Origin of the sequence: Pseudomonas frederiksbergensis (assembly GCF_003732275.1) — a bacterium.
GTDB classification, from domain to species: Bacteria; Pseudomonadota; Gammaproteobacteria; order Pseudomonadales; family Pseudomonadaceae; genus Aquipseudomonas; species Aquipseudomonas frederiksbergensis_H.
In genome coordinates this window covers 138,669-159,758 of the sequence record NZ_MOBM01000012.1, presented here as the reverse complement: position 1 = coordinate 159,758, position 21,090 = coordinate 138,669, and the positions used below count along the sequence as shown (strand labels likewise).

Here is a 21,090-nt window from a genome sequence, read left to right as displayed (position 1 = left end):
TATGTTCGACGTCATGCCGAGCTGCCTCAAGTCCTGCGTTGAGGAACGAGGCATCTCCCTTGAAACCTTCCATGCCACTCCATTGGGTATAGCCCCATCGCTTGCTGCCAATGATGTACGCAGCGCACCATTTACTGCTGAGGTTTTTGCCTGATGCGCCAGTTTTCTGCCAATCCTTTGGAAATGTTCGCCAGCCTGTGGCGTAACACAGCGTTAATCAAAGCGTCGACGATCCGGGAGGTCCTAGGTCGGTATCGTGGTTCGGCCATGGGCCTGCTTTGGTCGTTTTTCAATCCACTACTGATGCTTGCGGTATACACCTTTGTGTTCAGCGCGGTACTCCGGGCCCGGTGGAGCGTAGACAGTGATTCGAAAACCGAATTCGCACTGATCCTGTTTGCGGGATTGATCATTTTCAACCTGTTTGCCGAGTGTATTAACCGAGCCCCCGGTCTCATTCTTGGCAAGGTCAATTTTGTCAAGAAAGTGGTGTATCCCCTCGAAATTCTGCCCGTCGTGGTATTGGGGTCTGCGTTGTTCCATGCCGCCATTAGCTTGGGCGTATGGTTTGCCGCTTACGGAATATTTTTCGGAATGCCGCACGCTACAGCCTTCTACCTGCCACTGATCGTCATCCCTTTCATCATGTTCATTATGGGGGTTAGCTGGGCATTGGCCTCGTTGGGTGTGTACCTGCGCGACGTTTCACAATTTATCGGTATTCTGACCACAGTTCTGATGTTCTTGAGCCCTATTTTCTACCCCGCGACGGCACTGCCCGAGGCGTATCGCCATTTGCTCTACCTCAACCCGCTGACACCTGCGATTGAGATGGCGCGCGATGTTCTTTTCTGGGGAAAACTTCCGGACTTTGAAATATTGGGAATCTATTGGGTAGTCACCACCTGCATCGCTTGGTTGGGTTTTGCCTGGTTCCAGAAAACACGTAAGGGATTTGCTGATGTCCTCTGAAGTCGCTATCAAGGTCGAGAACCTTAGCAAGTGCTACGAAATCTATGATCAGCCCCGTGACCGGTTGAAGCAGTTTATCGTGCCTCGCATGCAGGGCGCTTTGCGCATGCAGTCCAGTCAGTTCTATCGCGAGTTCTGGGCTTTGAAGGATGTTTCTTTCGAAGTGAAAAAGGGCGAAACGGTCGGGATCATCGGGTGTAACGGCAGTGGTAAATCCACTCTGCTGCAGATGATTTGCGGTACGTTGAACCCGACCACTGGCAGCGTCCAGACCAACGGTCGCATTGCTGCGTTGCTGGAGTTGGGCTCAGGCTTCGACCCTGAGTTCACCGGGCGCGATAACGTGTACATGAACGCCGCAGTACTTGGTTTGGCAAGGGAAGAAATCGACCAGCGTTTCGATGAAATTGCTGCCTTTGCTGACATCGGTGATTTTATTGAACAACCGGTAAAAAGCTATTCCAGCGGGATGGTCGTTCGTTTGGCGTTTGCCGTTCAAGCGATGATTGATCCGGATATTTTTATTGTCGATGAAGCACTCGCAGTCGGCGATGAGAAGTTTCAGCGTAAGTGCTTTGCTCGTATGGAAGAGCTGAAGCGCAACGGTACTTCGATTCTCTTCGTGTCGCACTCGGCGCCCAGCATCATTGAACTGTGCGACAGAACGTTGCTGCTCGATCATGGTGTCCGGCTCATGTACGGCGCTGCTCCAGAAGCCGTGCGTGCTTACCAGAAACTCATCTATGCACCGGAAGCAGAGTACAAACGACTCGTTGAGCTGTACACCACAGCAGATCGCTCGGGGGGGGCTGTCGATACCGATAAGGTCGCGTTGTTGCCCGTCGAGACAAAGCACGCCCCCAGCGATGCATTTGATTCGGGACTTGTTCCGGAAACCACCGCGATCTATCCAACCCAGGGTGCCGAGATCAAGAAGATCTCCATCCTGGATGCGGATGGGCATGTGGTAAATGTGCTGCAGGCTGGTAAAACGTATCAGATCGAAGTGGCGGGCCACTTCATGGAGGACTTCGCTGGTACTTATTGGGGGATACACATTCGTAACGTCTCTGGAGCCGTTATTACAGGTCAGCGGTTTCCCGAAGACGGTACGTACTTTGAACGCGTCAGTGCCGGTAACACCTTCAACGTGAAATTTTCGTTCCGGATGCATTTACTGCCAGGTGTCTATTTTGTCGGTGGCGGCGTTTGGTCGACCCAGGAACCGAGCTGTGCCCACCGCATCATGGACGCAATCATGTTTCGGGTAATTCCGGGTGAAAAGTTGAATTCATTTGGGTATGTGGACTTGATGTCGAGCGCGCCTCAGTCGGAAATTGGCCGAAAAACCACGATTTAGGAAGTGGGCTGTCGGGGCCGGTTGCCCCGACAGCGTTCGGTTTGATGGCGATGAGGTCGCTCAGGACGGGCACAAGCGTAATGACTTGTGCAGTTAATTTATTAGCTTGGAAGTTTGGTGCTGTATGACAGCACATTCATAGGATCTTTTGACGTATATGCTAAATATTAGTGATTGGCCGCCGAGCGACGAAAAGAAAGTATTCAACTATCTCCAGTGGAATAGCTATCGTTCGGAGCAGTACAAGCTGTTCTACGTTAGTACGCCAAAAGTTGCATGCACATCTCTCAAATGGTGGTTTGCTTCTTTAGAGGGCTGCTCGAAAGCATTGAGCAATATCACTGATAGTGCAGAAAGTAATCCGGATCAGGTTGTTCATGAGTTGCATAAAGTGGCACCACACCTTACCGGTCTTTCTTCAGAAGAGCTTTCTGAGGCGCTGACCTCCGATTCTTACTTCCGATTTGCTGTCGTCAGAAACCCTTACAAGCGAATTTTTTCGGCTTGGCAATCAAAATTGCTGTTGCAAGAGCCGCAGCAGATTGGGCCTTATCTTCAGCGGGATTTCTTTCATCAACCGTTAAGAAATGCAGATGACATCGCGTTGGCCTTTGAAGGTTTTCTGGAGCATCTCGCCAGTCAGGAGGCCCCTTCTTATTGGGATCAGCACTGGACGCCGCAAGCCGTCCTGCTTAGGCCGGATTTGATCAACTACTCCAAACTGGTCAAGATCGAAGACTCGGAACAGCTTAGTAAAGCGCTGTCGGAGCGCTTGGGTGAGTATGTTCCCGATCCTTTTGCCGAGCGTCGAGCGAACGAGAGTCTGATTCCCTACCTGCCAGAGTTCGTGACAGAGCGCAGCGCAAGTTTGATCCGGACTTTGTATGCTGAAGACTTTGATGTTTTTGGGTATGACACGCAGCTGCCGCAGTCAAAAGAGCACTTCTCCGAGCAAGAACTGGAGTTGGCACTGCGGGCAATCAAGCTGATTCGAGGGCGTCATCAACGCCTGGGAGAGCGCACGCTTCAGATTTCCACTCTGACACAAACTGTCGCGGGGCTTGAGGCGCAAATCGCGAGTCTCAACCTTGCCATGAGCGAGCGTGATGTGCAGATCACCCGTCTCAGTCATCTGGTTGTCGAGCGTGAGACTGAGATTGCTCAACTCAACCACAGCGTGGTCGATCTGGAGGGGCAGGTCGACCATCTGAACCTCAACGCCAGTGTTGTTGAGTATGACGAGAAGATCGCAAACCTTAGCCACACACTTATTGAACGTGATGGGCAAATCGCCGGCCTGACACAAAGTGTTGTCGAGCGAGAAGGTCAGATCGCCAGTCTCCGGCATACTGTCGTGGAGCTTGAAGCTCAACTGGGTGCCTTCAAAGGTGCCATTATCGAACACGAAGGCGCGATTAACAGTCAAACCCAAAACGTTGACGTTCTCAATCGCGCGGTGGTTGAGCGCGAAGGGCAGATTTCCCATCTCAATCATGTCGTCGGCGAGCGTGATGGGCAGGTCACCAACCTCAAACACATCATCATCGAGCGTGAAGGTGAAATTGGGAACCTGAAAAACGAAATCGTGCGCATCGTGCTGGAAAAAGAAACCGATGTTCATTCGTTGAAGCAGGAACTCAATCAGCTTCTGGGTTCCCGCTCCTGGCGCGTCACTTCGCCTTTGCGCGGGGTCGGTCGCATTGCCCGTCGGGCCGTACGGCCGATGAGCGTTCCTTCACTGGGCAAGATCATTGAAGTCTTGAGGGTTCGACGCGATTTCTTTAACAAGGCAACAGTCCAACTGGTGCGCGATAGCTTTCTGTTTGATGCAGATTACTATCTGACCAGCAACCCTGACGTTCGAGATCAAGGCATCGATCCGCTCAAGCATTATATGCTTCATGGATGGAGGGAAAACCGTAATCCTTCTGCCCTGTTCAGTACCTCGAAGTATCTTTTCGATAACCCGGATGTTGCCGCTGCGCGAGTGAATCCGCTGGTCCACTATCTCAGGTGCGGTCAAGTGGAAGGGCGTTCGATCGCCTCCCATTCTGCTCCCAAAGTAGTGAAGTCGAGTGCGCCACACGCGCAATCTGTTGTGGCACTTGAGCCGAAAGCAGTCGAACAACCCGTGCGCATACCTGTTCCCAAGGCTGTAGTTGACGCGCAGGTCGACGTGATCAGAAAGTCCGGGCTTTTCGATGAGTCGTTCTATTTTGCGATGTACACCGAGCTCGATGCTTCTATCGATCCGATCAGACACTATTGCGAAGAGGGTTGGTTCGACGGCCGAAATCCTTCTCCTGACTTCGATACCCTTTCGTACCTGAACACCTATAAAGATATCAGCAGTGCCGGGGTCAACCCGTTATGGCACTACGTTGTCGCCGGTGCGTCGGAGCAGCGGATCGCAGTGCCTGACGCGGTCGTTCGTTATGAAAAAGACATTCGATTTGGCGAAGTGACTAGCGACATCAAACTGCTCGCATTTTATACGTCTCCTGCGTGGGATGCGTTGCGTAGCGCCAAGCCGGCGTCTAAAGGCAACTCGCAACTGCTGGTTCCTCATGAGGAGTTTGGTTTCTACGATCCGCTGGACTGGGAGGTTCTGGACAAACAGGCGCAGCTTGCAAAGCGTCATGGCGTGTATGGCTTCTGCTTTAAGCTGAATGTTGACACCAATGCAGTTCAATCGGTCCAGCCGCTGGATGTGTTTATCGCGCATCCAGGCATCGACTTCACGTTCTGCGCCCAGACAGATTTGCATCCTAAAGGTCTTCAAGGGTCTTTGGCCGCCGCGCTGTTGCCTGCGGTGTCGGATAAGCGGTGCATGCAAATCGACGGTCGTTCCGTGGTTGTGGTCGGGATACCTGGCAACGTACAGACAGATGCGGATGCGCTTCGTCAGCTGCGCAGTCAACTGTTCGACCTTGGCATCAGTGTTTATCTGATCGGTCAGTTGTCGCAAGCAGGTGCGGGGGAGCTGGACAAGACTCTGGTAAGTCTGTGTGATGCCGTCCTTGATCTTCCTGCCGCTCCCGTGCCAGGAGAAACAGGCGTCTTTGTACCTCAGGAGAAGAATGGTATTGCTGCCGTTCCGTATTCCGTCGTTGCTTCGCAAGGCGTGTTGCGGGCGCAAAGTACTCAACTTCAATCCAGTCCGGTCTTTCACGCCATTACGCTTGGACGCGATGAAACCGCACTGAAACCAAATTCTCCGCTCGTTTATACGCGTTTTAACGCCAGAGAATATCGTCGCTGGCTTGATGCGGCGATTGCCGGTGCAAGGGCTACCCACGCTGAAGATCGTCGTCTTGTGTTCGTGAACGCCTGGAACGATTGGACGCAGGGCCTTTTCCTTGAGCCTGATCGAGTGGGCGGCTTCGGTCGTGTGAATGAAACGACTCGCGCACTGCTGGATATCAAATCAAATACGATCATGCCCAAAGTGTCGGTCATTGTGCCGAACTACAATCACGAGCGTTTCCTGCCTCGTCGATTGGATAGCATCTACGGGCAGACGTACAAGAATATTGAAGTCATTTTGATGGATGACTGTTCGTCCGATCAAAGTCGCGCGGTACTGAGTCAATACGCGGCCGACTTCCCTGACGTGACGGTGAAGTTGTTCAACGAGACCAATTCGGGTGGTGTTTTCCGTCAGTGGGCCAAGGGCATCAAGGCAGCGACCGGGGATCTGGTCTGGGTTGCTGAAAGCGATGACTACTGTGATGAGCACTTTCTGGAAGCACTTGTCCGTTGTTTTGAAGATGAAGCCGTAATGCTTGCTTATTCAAAATGCGAGTTTGTCAGCAGTGACGAAGTCGTCATGGAGGATGAGTTCCATAGGTATGTTTACGATCTGGAATGCGCTGAAAAGTGGAGAAGTTCCTACGTAGAAACCGCTCACAACGAAGTGCGCACGGGGCTGGGCATCAAGAACACGATTCCTAACGCCAGCGGCACGATTTTCAAGCGTCCTACCAATCTACCTCTGCTGGAAGACGAATCCTGGTTGTCGATGCGTGTTGCAGGCGACTGGGTTTTCTACCTTCACATTCTTCGGGGTGGCAAGATTGCCTACTCCACTGAAGGGACAAACTTCTTCCGCCGTTATGAAGGCAGCGCTGCCGAGAGTACCTACAGGAAAGAGATTTTCTACCGTGAACTCGGGATCTCGAGTCAGACCGTACAGGCGCTGTATAACGTGCCGCTTTCTGTTCTTGAGCGCTGTGAAGAGGGGAGTAAAAGACTTTACGACCACTATGTTGGGAATTCTAACGAAGAGTTTCTGCGTTGGTACGATAAAGACGCGATCCTGCAGGCCCGCGCAAACCGAAAGCCGAATGTTATGGTTTCGACGATCGGTTTCTATCCTGGTGGAGCCGAGATCCTTCCTATCCGGTTGGCCAACGAGTTCAAGCGTCAAGGGCTTTCTGTATTCTTGCTGAGTGCGGGCTTGACCTTGCGTGAAGAGGGTATTCGCAACATGCTCAGGACCGATGTTCCGCTTGTCGAAACCTCGGAAGTAGATGCAGTGAAGACTATCATCCGCGATTTTGGGGTCGAAGCACTCAATACCCATCAGTGGCACATCCAGCGGTACCCGCTACATGTGCCGGATGTTTTCTCCGAGTTGGGTGCTCATGTCGCGTCCCTGCACGGGATGATTGAGCATGAGGATGCCTTTGGCGTGACTGAGGAGCAGCTTCGTACGGCTGATAATAGCGTGAGCACTTGGGTCTATACCGCCGAGAAGAACCTTGTTCCCTTCTCGAATTTTTCGCTGTATGACAAACCTTCCGATCGGTTTGTCAAAGTGCCAAACGGATTACAACCTCCAAAGGTTGTTGCCATTCCACGAGTGCAACTGGGTATACCCGAAGACGCATTTGTACTGTGCTGTGTCAGCCGTGCGATTCCTGACAAGGGATGGGACGAAACTATTGAGGCCGTCGAGAGAGCGCGGGTTATCTCGGGGCGGGACATCCGTCTGATACTGGTCGGGAACGGACCGGTCTACGATGGGTACTGTCAGGCTGGAGTACCTGAGTTCGTCTATTTGGCTGGTTTCAGCGATAACGCCGTCGGTCACTATGCGGCGGCGGATATGGGCATCATGCTGACCAAGTTCAAGTCCGAGAGTTTTCCTCTGACGATTGTCGACTGTCTCTTTGCCGGCAAGCCGTACATCGCCTCCGACGTGGGCGACATCAGAAACATGCTTACCATAGAAAATGAGGTCGCTGGAGAGGTGCTCTGTCTGGAGGATTGGGAAATCCCGATCGAGAAAGCTGCGCAAATCATTGCCGCTTTTGCAACCGACAAGAATAAGCACCAGCATGCCCTGGCATTGGTGAAAGATGTTTCAAGCCGTTATCGAATCGACGCTGTAGCTGCTCAGTATGTACGTCTGTTCGAACGAGACATCGAAGCGAAGTTGATGCAGTCGGTAAAGTCAGTCATTTAAAGGTTGAGGCTGCCGTCTCAGCACGGTCAGCACGCCTGTTGGTATTTATCAGGCGTATGGCGGTGTTGAGAGGGGGGAGGGAAGGTTACGAATGATCGTGACGTGGAACGTAGAAGCTGGCGGAAGTCAGTTGAGAGCTTTTTGATGCTGGCTGTCTAACTCTCTGGCGTTTCGGTACCTGCTACGGTGCGCCACTATTGCTGTTAAATTTGAAGTACTTGCTAGGCGCGATCAGGTCGAGGGCAGCCACAAGGTGACTTGGGCCACTGCTGGCGAAGCGGTAGATCGAACCTGCTGCATTGGAGGCAAACGTTGAAAAAATCCGAGAACAGCTTGGCTGGAAAATCAGTACGGTCGCTGGTATTGGGCGGGCGAGGCTTCATCGGTACCCATCTGATCGACGCATTGCTCGATCAGGGGCATGCCGTACGTTGTTTCGATCGGCCGAATGTTGTCGCGCTTGGAGACACTCACGCGAAGCATCCTGGTTTCGAGCTGTATGAAGGCGACTTCACCAGCGAAGCTGATATAAGCGAAGCGTTGCAAGATTGCGATATTTGCTACCATTTGGTATCGACTACATTACCGAAGTCTTCAAATGCGGACCCCGTTTTTGATGTGGAAAGCAATCTAGTCGCGACGATTCGTTTGTTGACGTTGGCACTCAAGGCAGGCGTCAAGAAGGTGATTTTCGTTTCATCGGGTGGCACCGTTTACGGTGATCCAATCCAGGTACCAATCCCCGAAACGCACGCAACAGATCCTGTGTGCTCTTATGGGATTGCGAAACTGGCGATCGAAAAGTACTTGGCGCTTTTCCATCGTCTACATGGCCTGGACTACACCGTTTTACGTTTGGCTAATCCCTTCGGTGAAGGTCAGCGCACTCACGCGAGCCAGGGTGCGGTAGCCGTGTTCCTGGGTAAGGTGTTGCGTGATGAACCTATCGAGATTTGGGGTGATGGCTCCGTCGTTCGTGATTACATCCATGTTGCCGATGTCGTGCAAGCCCTGCTCGTGGCTCTTGAGCCATCAAGGCAAGAGCATGTATTCAACATTGGTTCAGGTTATGGGCACAGCTTGAATGAAGTGCTTGATACGATCGAAAAGATCACCGGGCGAGTCGCCAACCGCAAATACTTGTCGGGCCGAGGCTTTGATGTGCCGGTCAGCGTATTAAATATAGACCGTGCAAAACACGCGCTGGGGTGGGCTCCGACCGTGAGCTTCGAACAGGGTGTGGAGCAGTTTTCGATGTGGTTGCTGGAAAACCCGGCTTCGAGAATCGACTGAAAAACAGCCGGCTGGGGATGTGGCGTAGAGTTCAACACATCGCCTCTGCCTGAAACGTTGAAAACCAGCAGCTGGAATGGACCTCCAAAGGCCATTCCAGCTGCTGGCAATCACGGTCAGCGCCTTCACTGAAGAACAATGAGAGGCCCCGGGAAATCGCCACTGAGCGATTTTTTATTGTCTGCAGAAAAGTGAAACCCATAGTCTACGAAGGAAGGAGCGCTTTTCAGGTGTTTGCTCATCTGCGGTATCAAGATTGTCGAAACTCTTTTGCTTGAGGCTCGTGTACTGATTGAGCACCGGGCTCAGGAGGGGTTCAATCATCAGTGCATGGGCAGAGGGATCATAGTGGTGATCATTGGGGTTTGGGTTGCGAAGTGATGATTTCAGCGTGCCGCTCTCATCCATAGAGTCGCTATCGTAGTTCAAGTGGCTTATGCCTTCTCGGATGCAAAAGGCTTCCATGAGTTTGTTGAACTTTATGGTGAGTAATGTTCTATCCGAGAGTGACGCTTTCACTTCTTTTCGCAGGTTGGCCACTTCCCCCCAATCCATGTTGTCTCGGATGGTTGGAAGAGGAGTGCTGACGCATATAACGTGAAATCTGCTCGCCACATCCAATAAGAGCTTCTGGTAGTTTTCGAGAGCCTGTTGAAGCATCTGCTCTACGGAGCTGCCATGTTTTTGAGCTCTGTACCAAATCACAAAGCCCGTATCCACCTCGCCAAGCATCACGATCACGGTGTTCGCCGTGGTTGTTTCCAGTGCCGACATATATTGCGGCATTGCCTGGGTGACGGCGTTTGGATTTTTTAATCCGGAGACCGTGGCACCGCCAACGGACGTCACTTCAAATGAGTACTCAGGAAACAATGTTTTCATTTGTTCAGAGCTGAAAACCAAGGCGTGGGAGTCGCCGAGTACAAGTACAGCTTTCATTATCTGATGGGTTCCTGATTCTTCGAGGTGATGTTGCAGCCCACCGCCGAAGATGTCTGCTGTATCAGGGGCGGTAGGGCTATTCACAAATGGACCTTACAGGTTGCTGAATTTATTCGATATTTTTCTGGCAAGTGCTGAGGCGTAGAGACGTAGTTCGGGTACCGCCGTTGCTTCCCAGTAGTTGGCTTTCAGCATCGGGCCGACATAACTCAGCCACTCGGAAGGGGTCCCGTCTTTGCTTTTGACCGCCAACTGATTATCCACCAGTAGCCCCAAGCCCAGGCTGTCGACAGAAATCAGATCGTCGCTAATAAGCTGCTGTATCAGCGGTTCTTCTATTAAGTTTGGGTTCGAATTAGGGCCCGTGCAGTTTATGATGCGGTCAACGGGTATTGTCTTGACGTCTTGTGTGCCGCGTGACTGGATGGAGACGAGTGGTTTGCCATTGTGGAGTTCAATGGACTTGATTCGACCGGCTATCGGCACGATTTTTTTAAGTTTCAGCGCTTCATCGAAATGCTTGTAAGTCTCTGGCGCTACTCGGTGGCGATGAACATCCCAGTAAGGTTGTACGTGGCGTAAAAACCTGCTTCGTTCATGCTCGGGAAGCCTTTTCCACAGACTGGATGTAATAGGGCGCACGGCCGCGATAATGTCTCGCCAGTTGGTGCCGGATGCTGCGCTGGACTTTATCTGTGCCTTGATGGAGCGTAAATAACTCCGGGCGGTGGGGGCTGCATTCAGTAGTTCATCGTGAAATGAAGCGGGCGCTTGCGATGCACTTTTAGTCGTCCGGTGCGCCAATGGCAGAAGACCACGACGAGACAGCATATAAATCTGACCGGTACTGGATACTTGTCTCAGGCTGGAAATGACATCGAGAGCAGTGAGGCCACCCCCAATCAACAAAACTGACGCGTGTGGATTCTCGGGGAGAGAGACTGGGCCGTTCCAAGGGTTTTCCATGTAGCTGGAAGAGTCGAGTAAGTCCTGAAGTACGGCAGGGGTACGCGGTGGAAAATGACCAAACGCTAAGATTACTTGATCGGCAAATATCTTTTCGCCTGAGCACAATTCAATATGTGCCCCGTGCTCATGAGGGGTCAGGCTTTTGACTTCAGCCGTTATCCGCTCGATGGCAACATTCCCTTTTGCGTTGAGTTCGGTATTGTCCAGAAGTGATGCTAAATAGTTTCCGTATAGTTTTCTGGAGACGAAAGAGCTTGATGTTGTATCTGGCAACAAAGACTGGCAGTACTGTAGGAAAGAGTCAGGTTTGTCCGCCAATGCACTCATATTGCCAGCGGGTACGTTCAGCAGATGTTTTGAACTGTTGGTGCCGTAGGCCAGGCCGCGTGCAACGGCTCCAGATCTGTTGATGATTATGAGTCTGGCGCCGGGTGGAGCAGAACGTAAAAACTCTATGGCGGCGACTGTTCCACTGAACCCTGCACCAATGATGACTAACGTTTTCATTTTGACGGCTGCTTATTAAGAAAGTCGATAATGCGCTGTGCCGCTGTCTCAAGATCGTCCTCTAACGTATTGATCCTGATGTGTGGATTCAATGGCGGCTCATAACCAGAGTCGATACCTGTGAAGTTCTTTATCAGTCCTTCTCGGGCTTTTTTATAAAGGCCTTTAGGGTCTCTCCGCTCGCATTCGCTCAGCGGCGTATCGATGAAAACTTCAATGAAACTATCTTCGCCAATCACGTCGCGGGCCAGGGCGCGGTCGCGTATGAATGGCGATATGAACGCCGTGATGACGATCAGCCCCGCATCAATGAATAATTTTGCTACTTCTGAAATACGTCGTATGTTTTCAACACGATCGACGTCGCTAAACCCTAAGTCCTGGCAGAGTCCAAGCCGAACATTGTCACCATCAAGCAAATAGGTATGACGGCCTGCATCGCATAGTGCCAGCTCCAAGGCATTCGCAATGGATGATTTGCCAGCCCCACTCAGGCCCGTTAGCCAAATCACAATAGGGCGCTGACTTTTTATAGCGCTGCGGCGCTCGATATCCACAGTTTGCGAGTGAGCTATAAGATTTTCGGACATGTTGTCTCGTTATAAATTGACCAATATCGGATCAGGAGCACAGGGATTTGGAAGTGATCTGGTTCACCGCCTCGTTAGACCAATGAATGTGTGTCCAGTCATGGCTTATCGGCATCATGCTGAAGGTCTTCAATTCGCAAATTCAAGAACGTCTTACTTTCGGCCATTCGATGAATTGTAGCTATGCTTTCCACAAAATGCTCGTACTGAAACGTTGGAAACGGACCAGCGCGACTGGGTAGTATCGGACAAGTATTCGGCTGATCATTCGTGTATTGAGGTTACAATGCCGGTCGACGACTGTGTGAAGGAGGGAGCTACGTGCTCGAATGCGTGAATGGATAAAGTGCGGACAGTTTTGCTGGGTTTGCCTCGTAGGCAAAAAAGGCTGATACAGGTCGCCACCGATGTGATTTTGGTGTGGGTTGCTTTATGGCTGGCCTTCATCGTGCGCCTCGGCATAGACGATATGTACAACCCGCTCAGGGTCCATTTCTGGCTCTTCGCCTGCGCCCCGATTATCGCTATCCCGCTCTTCATACGCTTTGGTATGTATCGCGCCGTCATGCGCTATTTCGGCAATGATGCGCTGATCGCAATCGTCAAGGCGGTCAGCCTGTCATCGCTGATCCTTGCAGTCGTCGTCTATTGGTACAGCAACCACCAAACTGTCGTTCCGCGCTCCATCATCTTTAACTATTGGTGGCTGAGCATGGTGATCATCGGCGGTCTGCGCCTGTGCATGCGCCAGTACTTCATGGGCGATTGGTTCACCACCGCCCAGCACGTGCCGTTCACAAGCCGCGACGACGGCCTTACCAAGGTCGCCATCTACGGTGCAGGCGTCGCAGGCAATCAGTTGGTTGCTGCGTTGCGCATGGGCCGAGTGATGCGCCCCGTGGCATTCATCGACGACGACCCAAGCATCGCCGATCGCTCTATCTCAGGCCTCCAGGTCTACAAACCCAAACATATCCAACAGATGATCGACGTGACTGGCGCACAGGAAATCCTCCTGGCCCTGCCGTCATCTACCCGTGCACGACGCAGGGAAATTCTCAATCTGCTGGAGGCTTACCCCCTTCACGTACGAAGCGTCCCGAACTTCACCGATCTGGCCAGCGGGCGGGTAAAGGTTGAAGACATTCAGGAAGTGGATATCGCTGACTTGCTGGGCCGTGATGCTGTGCCAGCCCAGGCTGATTTGCTTGAGCGCTGCATCAAAGGCAAGACAGTGATGGTCACTGGCGCTGGCGGGTCGATCGGTTCGGAGCTGTGCCGGCAGATTTTCTCCCTTGGCCCGACCACGCTTATTCTGTTCGAACACAGTGAGTTCAACCTTTACAGCATTCTGTCGGAGTTGGAGCAGCGCGGCTGTCGTGAGTCAGTGTCGGTCAAGTTGCTGCCTATCCTGGGCTCCATCCGTCATCCGCACAAACTGCTCGATGTGATGAAGACCTGGCGCGTGGATACCGTCTATCACGCGGCCGCTTATAAGCATGTGCCGATGGTCGAGCACAATATTGCTGAGGGCGTGCTCAACAATGTCATCGGCACATTGAACACGGCTCAGGCAGCGTTGCAGTCGGGGGTGGCCAACTTTGTGTTGATCTCCACCGATAAAGCCGTTCGTCCGACCAACATCATGGGCAGCACCAAGCGCTTGGCGGAGTTGACCCTTCAGGCCCTCAGTCGTGAAATCGCCCCTGTACTGTTTGGTGACAAGGCCAATGTATCCCGGGTCAACAAAACCCGTTTCACCATGGTGCGTTTTGGCAATGTGTTGGGGTCGTCCGGTTCGGTGATTCCGTTGTTTCACAGTCAGATCAAGTCCGGTGGTCCGCTGACGGTCACGCACCCGAAGATCACCCGTTACTTCATGACCATTCCCGAAGCCGCGCAACTGGTGATTCAGGCCGGTTCCATGGGGCAGGGAGGCGATGTGTTTGTGCTGGACATGGGTGAACCGGTGAGGATTGTCGAGCTGGCGGAGAAGATGATTCACCTGTCCGGTTTGAGCATTCGCTCCGAGCGAAATCCCCAAGGCGATATTTCGATCGAGTTCACGGGGCTGCGTCCGGGCGAGAAGCTTTACGAAGAGTTGCTGATTGGGGATAACGTCGCAGCGACGCCACATCCGATGATCATGACCGCCAACGAAGACCATCTTCCCTGGGACATGCTCAAGGGGCGTTTGACTGAGCTGTTATTGGCGGTCGAGCAGGACGACTACTCCCGCGTGCGCCAGCTCCTGCGCGAAACGGTCAGTGGCTATACCCCCGATGGCGAGATTGTGGACTGGATCCACCAGCAACGCCGTCTCGAGCCCTGATTGTTTCACATCCTGTAACGGACACATTTTTGACAGCTCTATCCCATCGCCTAAGTTTAGGGGGCAGCTTCGGAAAGCTGCTTTCTCAATCGATGTCATGGAGCTTCACTTATGCGTACTGGCTATTTCTACTCTCTGGTTTTTGCCCTGCTCACCAGCGCCTCTATTGCGGCCATTGCTGCGCCAACGGCTGCGCCAGAGGCTGCCAAGGCACCCTTGATGCTGGATGTTGCCGCAAGGCTCAAACGAGTAAGGTCGATCTCAATGGGGCCGATGCGCCGACTCTGCAGCGCGAGTTGTCCGGGATTGGTGAGGCGAAGGCCAAGGCGATTGTTGCGTATCGTGAGAGTAATGGGCCATTTTCGTCCGTCGACGAATTGCTGGAAGTGAAAGGGATCGGCAAAGCCATTCTGGACAAGAATCGCGATAAGCTGGAAGTGAACTAAGCTTGTAAATCCACACCAAGAGGCCGGTCATTGACCGGCCTTTTTTGCATATTGCCGCAGTGAGCGATTGGCTGCTTTCATCGGAATGAAAAAAATTACGGCTATCATACGGCGATTAAATTATGCCTATAATAAATTCGTAATTCGCGGAGGCGCCCTGATTCTCAGGCGCTTGCCTTCCCTCCGGCATTCCTCTCAGGAGCACAGTCATGAATTCTGTCCAGACCCAAGGTACGGCCCTTGTCACCGGCGCATCTTCCGGCATCGGTGCGGTTTACGCGCAGCGGTTGGCGGCGCGTGGTTTTGATTTATTGCTGGTGGCCCGTGATCAGGAACGGCTAGAGGCCGCGGCGAGCAAGTTGCGCGCCGAGCATGGTGTTCAGGTGGAGGTGCTGAAGGCGGATCTGACGCAAAAGGATGATGTGTTGAAGCTTGAGCAGCGTTTGCGCAGCGATTCGAGTATCAGCCTGTTGCTGAACAACGCTGGAGTTGCTGCAGATGGGTTGCTGGCCAACGCAGACATGGATCAGATGGAGCGGTTGATTCAGCTGAACGTCACCACAGTGACGCGCTTGGCCTCGGCGGCGGCGGCCAGTTTTACCAAGGCCGGTCGCGGGACGATCATCAATATTGCATCCGTGGTGGCGTTGTTTCCGGAGCGGTTTAATGCGACGTACAGCGCGAGCAAGGCTTATGTGTTGAGCCTGACTCAGTCGTTGAACGCGGAGCTTGCGGGCACCGGGGTCCAGGTCCAGGCGGTGTTGCCGGGCGTAACACGCACCGAAATCTTAGAGCGCTCCGGTATCGATGCAAGCCAGATTCCGGCGGAGATGGTGATGGAAGCGGGGGAAATGGTCGACGCGGCATTGTCGGGTCTGGACCAGGGTGAGTTGATCACCATTCCTTCCTTGCCGAATCTCTCTGAGTGGGAGTCCTATGTAGCGGCGCGTCATGCGATGGCGCCGAATCTGTCCAGAAGCACGGCCGCCACGCGTTACAAGTGAGGCGCCATTGAATCGGCTTGAGGTATTTGCGTTATGAGTAATCGTCGAGTGGTAGTCACAGGTATGGGCCTGGTGTCGCCGTTGGGTAGCAGCGTCGAAGAGGTTTGGGCGCGTTTGCTGGCCGGGCGCTCGGGGTTGCGGGTGTTGCCGGACGAAGTGGTTGCCGATTTACCGGCCAAGGTCGGCGGTGCGGTGCAAACCCTGGCGGAAGATCCCGAGGCGGGTTTCGATCCGGACCGAGCGACGCCGCCCAAAGAGCAGAAGAAGATGGACCGCTTCATTATGTTTGCCATGGAGGCGGCGCGTCAGGCACTGGAACAGGCCGGTTGGCAACCGCAGGACACCAGCGCCCAGGAACGTACTGCCACCATTATTGGCTCGGGCGTGGGTGGTTTCGGCGCGATTGCCGATGCGGTGCGCACCACCGACAACCGTGGCCCGCGACGTTTGTCGCCGTTCACCATTCCTTCGTTTCTGGTCAATCTCGCCGCGGGTCATGTGTCGATCCAGCACGGTTTCAAAGGCCCTTTGGGGGCTCCGGTAACGGCGTGCGCGGCCGGGGTTCAGGCGATTGGCGACGCGGCACGGCTGATTCGATGTGGCGAGGCGGATATTGCAGTGTGTGGCGGTGCGGAGGCGGCGATCGATCGTGTCAGCCTCGCCGGGTTCGCGGCGGCTCGAGCCTTGTCCAGCGGTTACAACGACACCCCGGAGCGCTCCTCGCGACCGTTCGACAGTGGTCGCGATGGCTTTGTGATGGGCGAGGGTTCGGGCCTTCTGGTGATCGAATCCCTGGAACATGCTTTGGCGCGTGGCGCTCAGCCATTGGCCGAGCTGGTCGGTTACGGTACCAGTGCCGATGCCTATCACCTGACCGCGGGACCTGAAGATGGCAGCGGTGCGCGTCGGGCGATGTCGCTGGCGTTGGCTCAGGCGGGCATTTCGCCGGCACAGGTGCAACATCTCAATGCTCACGCAACTTCGACACCGGTTGGCGATCTCGGGGAATTGGCGGCCATCAAGTCGCTGTTCGGCTCGGACAACAAGATAGCGGTAACGTCGACCAAGTCCGCGACCGGGCATTTGCTCGGCGCCGCTGGCGGGATCGAGGCGATCTTTACGCTGTTGGCACTCCGTGATCAGGTGGTGCCGGCCACGCTCAACTTCGACAACCCGGATCCAGCCGCCCAAGGCGTGGACATTGTTCATGGTCAGGCGCGGCCAATGACGATCGAGTACGCGATGTCCAACGGCTTCGGATTTGGCGGCGTGAACGCCAGCGTGTTGTTCAAATATTGGGAGGACTAGTTCACGACAGGCGATGGCACGAATAGTGATTACTCATTTGCTGACGATTGTTGAACAATCACGAGGCATTGAGTATGAACAGCGGACTGTCCCTGGCCGACCACATCACATTGGAGTTACGCGCTGACATCATTGGCGGTCGTTTGCTGCCCGGCATGGCGTTGGTGGAAAACGATCTGGTGTCGGCTTACAACGCCTCGCGAAACACGATTCGCGAGGCGTTGCACCGTCTGGGGCAGGAAGGGCTGACCCGTTATGTCCGCAACAAGGGGGTGATGGTGCGCAGGTTGGGGGCTGATGATGTGCGCGATCTGTTCAAGGTCCGTCGCACCCTGGAACTGCAAGCCATCAGCACCTGTCAGCCGCTGCGTGATTATCAGTCCGACCGGATGCTTGAAGCCCTGGAGGCCACCGAGCTGGCCCGGGAGCGTGAGGATTGGCGCGCGGTCGGCACCCACAGCCTGGCATTTCATCAACACATCGTCGGATTGCTGCGCAGTCCATTGTTCGATGAGTTCTTCACCAACGTCGTCGCGCAATTGCGCCTGGTGTTTTGCACCGCTCCCGACGAATCACGTTTTCAGGCGCCCTGGCTGGCGCGTGACCGACAGATTCATGACTTGCTAGCCGATGGCGACAAACGCGCGGCTGGGGACGCCATGAGCCTTTATCTCGACGACTCCGAACACCTCCTGTTGCAGATACTTGCCCCTTCTTCCCATCACTGATCGAGGATTTGTGCCATGTACAAAGACTATCCGGCGGCCTATCAAGTCAGCAAAGGCTCGGCCTTGCAGGTAGACACGGCTTTCTACGAGAGAGTCCGAGACAACAAAGAGGGGCGCACGCTGATCGAACAGTTCGAGGTGCCGATCCGCACCGGTCGCGCCTGGAATGTGCCGGCGGGGCATGTGTTCAGGGTCACGACCCCTGTCGGCCCGCAAGTCGGCGACTTCAATGTCTGGAATGCCCACGACCCGCGCGAACGCTTGTGGGCAGCGCGGACCCGGCAGTTGCAAGGGGCGCATGTCAGCACCCATGACCGGCTCTGGTCGAACCTGCCCTTTTTACGGCCGCTGGTGACCATCACCGACGATAGCCTGGCCGGGTACGGTATCGACGAACATGGCGGGCGTTTGCATGATTTGCTGGGGACGCGGTGTGATCCATATGTGAACAAAATGCTCACGGGCGAGGACTTCCATCATCACTGTCACTCGAATTTGACTCGCGCAGTGTTGCCCCATGGCCTGACCGAGTTTGACGTGCATGATGTGCTGAACATTTTCCAGTGTACCGGTCTGAACCACGACGACATGTACTTCATGAAAGCCTGCCCGGCGCAGAAGGGCGATTATCTGGAGTTCTTTGCCGAGATTGATTTGCTGTGCGCGCTGTCGACTTGCCCGGGTGGTGATTTGTCACTGGCCATGTGGGGGCCGGATGCGCAGGACCCGCTGAGTGTGTGTCGTCCGCTGGGGGTGGAGATTTATCGGTTGGAGGAGTCGATGCTTGAAGGCTGGAGCCAGACGGAGCGTGCGGCTTACAAAGGGCTGCATGGCTTGCACATTGCCAAGGCGGATTGGGAAAAATAGAAACGGTTTGTGGCGAGGGAGCTTGCTCCCGCTCGACCGCGCAGCGGGCGCAAAAAATGTGCGAGGGACCTCAAGGGCCGCTACGCGACCCAGCGGGAGCAAGCTCCCTCGTCACAATTGTTTGCTAGCGGTCCTGCGCATCCTTGGCATCCGCTTCCGCATTGCGTTCGGCGACGCGTTTGCGTTGCTCTTCGGTCAATTCGACCTTGTTGGCAGTGTCGCGCAGCATCATCAAACCGCCAACGATCGAGCCGATGGCAACGATCAGAATCAACCAGGCATACCAGGGCATAGAGCTCTCCTTGAGGGCAGGCCGATTGGCGGTTTTCGCCGACCGATCGTGCATACCACTTTGAGCGATTAATTTTCGCAGTGGTTCCATTCTATGCCTGATATGCCGTAGACGCCGTACATCCTTGCAGGCGCGGTGTGTGAAGTCAGAGCCCGGTCAACATCGCATCCGCCGGCGCATCGGCCCGCAATTGCGCGGTGAGCATGAAGTACACGAAACCCACTGCCATGAAGCCGAGGAAGATCAACCCGATCAAGGTGTTGAACCAAGCCATCGCCACCAGACAAACCACCGCGAGCACCAGCGCAATGAATGGCACCAACGGGTAGCAAGGCGCGCGGAAGGTGCGTTCCAGGTTCGGTTCGGTCTTGCGCAGTTTGAACAGGCTGAGCATGCTCATGATGTACATCACGATCGCACCGAATACCGCCATGGTGATCATCGCTGCCGTCAGCGTCATGCCGCCGAGGTTGATCAGGCCGTCGCTGTAGATCGCCGCGATGCCGATCACGCCACCGGCGATGATCGCCCGGTGCGGGGTCTGGAAGCGCGACAGTTTGGCCAGGGATGCCGGCAGGTAACCGGCCCGGGCGAGGGCGAAGAACTGCCGCGAGTAGCCGAGGATGATCCCGTGGAAACTCGCCACCAGACCGAACAGGCCGATCCACACCAGCATGTGCAACCAGCCGGAGCTTTCGCCGACCACGGCTTTCATGGCTTGCGGCAGCGGATCGTTGATGTTCGACAGGGTGCGCCAATCGCCGACGCCGCCGGCAAAGAACATCACACCCATAGCCAGCAGCACCAGGGTCAGGATGCCGCTGATGTAGGCTTTGGGAATCGTGCGTTTCGGGTCCTTGGCTTCTTCGGCAGCCATGGCTGCACCTTCGATGGCCAGGAAGAACCAGATGGCAAACGGAATCGCCGCGAACATCCCGGCAATCGCTGGCGCGCCGAACACATCAGAACCGGCCCAGCCGTTGAGGGCGAAGTTGCTGAAGCTGAACGCCGGGGCGACCACGCCCATGAACACCAGCAATTCGGCGACCGCCAATACGCAGACCACCAGCTCGAAGGTCGCGGCGAGTTTCACGCCGAGGATGTTCAAGCCCATAAACACAATGTAGGCGCCGACCGCCGCGTGTTTCGGGTCGAGGGCCGGAAACTGCACGTTCAGGTAGGCACCGATGGCCAGGGCAATCGCCGGTGGGGCGAAGACGAATTCAATCAGCGTCGCCAGCCCGGCAATCAATCCACCTTTTTCACCAAAGGCGCGGCGGCTGTAGGCAAAGGGACCGCCGGCATGGGGAATGGCGGTGGTCAGTTCGGTGAAACTGAAAATGAAACAGGTGTACATGGTGGCGACCATGAACGAGGTCACCAGGAAGCCAAGTGTCCCGGCTACGCCCCAGCCATAACTCCAGCCGAAGTACTCACCGGAAATCACCAGCCCGACCGCGATACCCCACAGATGCAGCGTGCCCAGCGTGGGTTTGAGTTGTGTGTTCATGCGTTGCTCCCTGAACGGTTTGGAAAGTTCGGGGGAGGGCGTGTGCAGCGGGCGTGCCATTTTGCAGTTGAGCGTCGTAAAGCGCTGAAAGCTGTCGTATCGGGGATGTTCGCGGCTGGATGGGTGATTTTTGTGCTCCAGTTAGGGGCGTCGACGCCTGTTCTGGCGCTATCGCGAGCAGGCTCGCTCCCACAGGAGTTCGGCGTTGTATGGACGACGGCATTCCAATGTGGGAGCGAGCCTGCTCGCGATTGAGGCCCGCCCGAACACCACCGAAACCCCGGCATAAACCCACTCTTTACGCATTCTTTATGCCCCGCCCCACCCCTCGATCTCGCGCCTTTACAGCCTCCCTGCAGACAATCACTCCACACGCGGCAATACGCCGTAACACGGAGAACTTCCATGAGCGTTCTGGACGGAGTGTCACTGCTACTGGCAGTGGGGCTGTTCATTTATCTGTTGGTTGCGCTGTTGCGCGCGGACCGGAACTAGGAGCG

At 54.6% G+C, this 21,090-nt stretch carries 15 protein-coding genes and 1 pseudogene; 11 read left to right on the top strand and 5 right to left on the bottom strand.

Annotated features, from left to right (window positions below; genetic code table 11):
• The first annotated feature begins 153 nt into the window (after nt 1–153).
• The 4 genes from BK662_RS08725 to BK662_RS08710 all read left to right on the top strand — a co-directional run bounded on the left by BK662_RS08725 (nt 154) and on the right by BK662_RS08710 (nt 9,095).
• Nucleotides 154–972, top strand: a complete 819-nt coding sequence (locus BK662_RS08725) for an ABC transporter permease (RefSeq protein WP_123357735.1) — start codon at nt 154–156, stop codon at nt 970–972.
• Nucleotides 962–2,332, top strand: coding sequence for an ABC transporter ATP-binding protein (locus BK662_RS08720; RefSeq protein ID WP_123357734.1), 1,371 nt, complete (start codon nt 962–964; stop codon nt 2,330–2,332). The genes BK662_RS08725 and BK662_RS08720 overlap by 11 nt, the downstream gene beginning before the upstream one ends.
• 157 nt (nt 2,333–2,489) lie before the next feature.
• Nucleotides 2,490–7,802: a glycoside hydrolase family 99-like domain-containing protein gene (locus BK662_RS08715; RefSeq protein ID WP_123357733.1), complete on the top strand. Its 5,313-nt coding sequence runs from the start codon at nt 2,490–2,492 to the stop codon at nt 7,800–7,802.
• Nucleotides 7,803–8,114: 312 nt separating this feature from the next.
• Nucleotides 8,115–9,095 (top strand): NAD-dependent epimerase/dehydratase family protein, encoded by a 981-nt coding sequence (locus BK662_RS08710; RefSeq protein WP_123357732.1) that lies wholly within the window; start codon nt 8,115–8,117, stop codon nt 9,093–9,095.
• A 174-nt stretch (nt 9,096–9,269) separates the two neighbouring features.
• On the opposite strand, the gene BK662_RS08705 is transcribed toward BK662_RS08710, so the two are convergent.
• From BK662_RS08705 to cysC, 3 genes are read right to left on the bottom strand one after another with little or no spacing between them, the layout of a single operon-like run.
• Complete coding sequence (locus BK662_RS08705) at nt 9,270–10,121, bottom strand: SGNH/GDSL hydrolase family protein (RefSeq protein ID WP_259695889.1); 852 nt, start codon at nt 10,119–10,121, stop codon at nt 9,270–9,272.
• A gap of 9 nt (nt 10,122–10,130) precedes the next feature.
• A complete protein-coding gene (locus BK662_RS08700; protein WP_123357731.1) occupies nt 10,131–11,513 on the bottom strand; it encodes an FAD/NAD(P)-binding protein in 1,383 nt (460 codons plus the stop codon).
• On the bottom strand, nt 11,510–12,103 hold the full coding sequence (cysC, locus tag BK662_RS08695) for an adenylyl-sulfate kinase (RefSeq protein ID WP_123357730.1): 594 nt from the start codon (nt 12,101–12,103) through the stop codon (nt 11,510–11,512). Before cysC ends, BK662_RS08700 begins: the two co-directional genes overlap by 4 nt.
• A gap of 337 nt (nt 12,104–12,440) precedes the next feature.
• On the opposite strand from cysC, the gene BK662_RS08690 reads away from it, so the two are divergent.
• The 6 genes and pseudogenes from BK662_RS08690 (at nt 12,441) to BK662_RS08665 (ending at nt 18,788) form a co-directional block, all read left to right on the top strand.
• A complete protein-coding gene (locus BK662_RS08690; RefSeq protein WP_123357729.1) occupies nt 12,441–14,435 on the top strand; it encodes a polysaccharide biosynthesis protein in 1,995 nt (664 codons plus the stop codon).
• A gap of 111 nt (nt 14,436–14,546) precedes the next feature.
• Nucleotides 14,547–14,881 (top strand): annotated as a pseudogene (locus BK662_RS08685) (ComEA family DNA-binding protein).
• A gap of 209 nt (nt 14,882–15,090) precedes the next feature.
• Nucleotides 15,091–15,885 carry an SDR family NAD(P)-dependent oxidoreductase gene (locus BK662_RS08680; protein WP_123357728.1) on the top strand — a complete coding sequence of 265 codons (795 nt, stop codon included), beginning with the start codon at nt 15,091–15,093 and terminating at the stop codon, nt 15,883–15,885.
• Nucleotides 15,886–15,918: 33 nt separating this feature from the next.
• Entirely contained in the window at nt 15,919–17,193 is a 1,275-nt protein-coding gene (fabF, locus tag BK662_RS08675; protein WP_123357727.1) for a beta-ketoacyl-ACP synthase II, read from the top strand.
• Between the two features lie 74 nt (nt 17,194–17,267).
• Nucleotides 17,268–17,921: a GntR family transcriptional regulator gene (locus BK662_RS08670; protein WP_123357726.1), complete on the top strand. Its 654-nt coding sequence runs from the start codon at nt 17,268–17,270 to the stop codon at nt 17,919–17,921.
• A 15-nt stretch (nt 17,922–17,936) separates the two neighbouring features.
• Nucleotides 17,937–18,788, top strand: coding sequence for an urea carboxylase-associated family protein (locus BK662_RS08665; RefSeq protein ID WP_123357725.1), 852 nt, complete (start codon nt 17,937–17,939; stop codon nt 18,786–18,788).
• Nucleotides 18,789–18,912: 124 nt separating this feature from the next.
• Here the strand turns inward: BK662_RS08665 and BK662_RS08660 are convergent, their stop codons facing one another.
• Nucleotides 18,913–19,080 carry a DUF2897 family protein gene (locus BK662_RS08660; RefSeq protein ID WP_008006000.1) on the bottom strand — a complete coding sequence of 56 codons (168 nt, stop codon included), beginning with the start codon at nt 19,078–19,080 and terminating at the stop codon, nt 18,913–18,915.
• 145 nt (nt 19,081–19,225) lie between these two features.
• On the bottom strand, nt 19,226–20,590 hold the full coding sequence (gene eat, locus BK662_RS08655; RefSeq protein WP_008006002.1) for an ethanolamine permease: 1,365 nt from the start codon (nt 20,588–20,590) through the stop codon (nt 19,226–19,228).
• Between the two features lie 405 nt (nt 20,591–20,995).
• Between eat and kdpF the strand changes: the two genes are divergently transcribed.
• Nucleotides 20,996–21,085, top strand: coding sequence for a K(+)-transporting ATPase subunit F (kdpF, locus tag BK662_RS08650; protein WP_007899818.1), 90 nt, complete (start codon nt 20,996–20,998; stop codon nt 21,083–21,085).
• Nucleotides 21,086–21,090 lie beyond the last annotated feature (5 nt).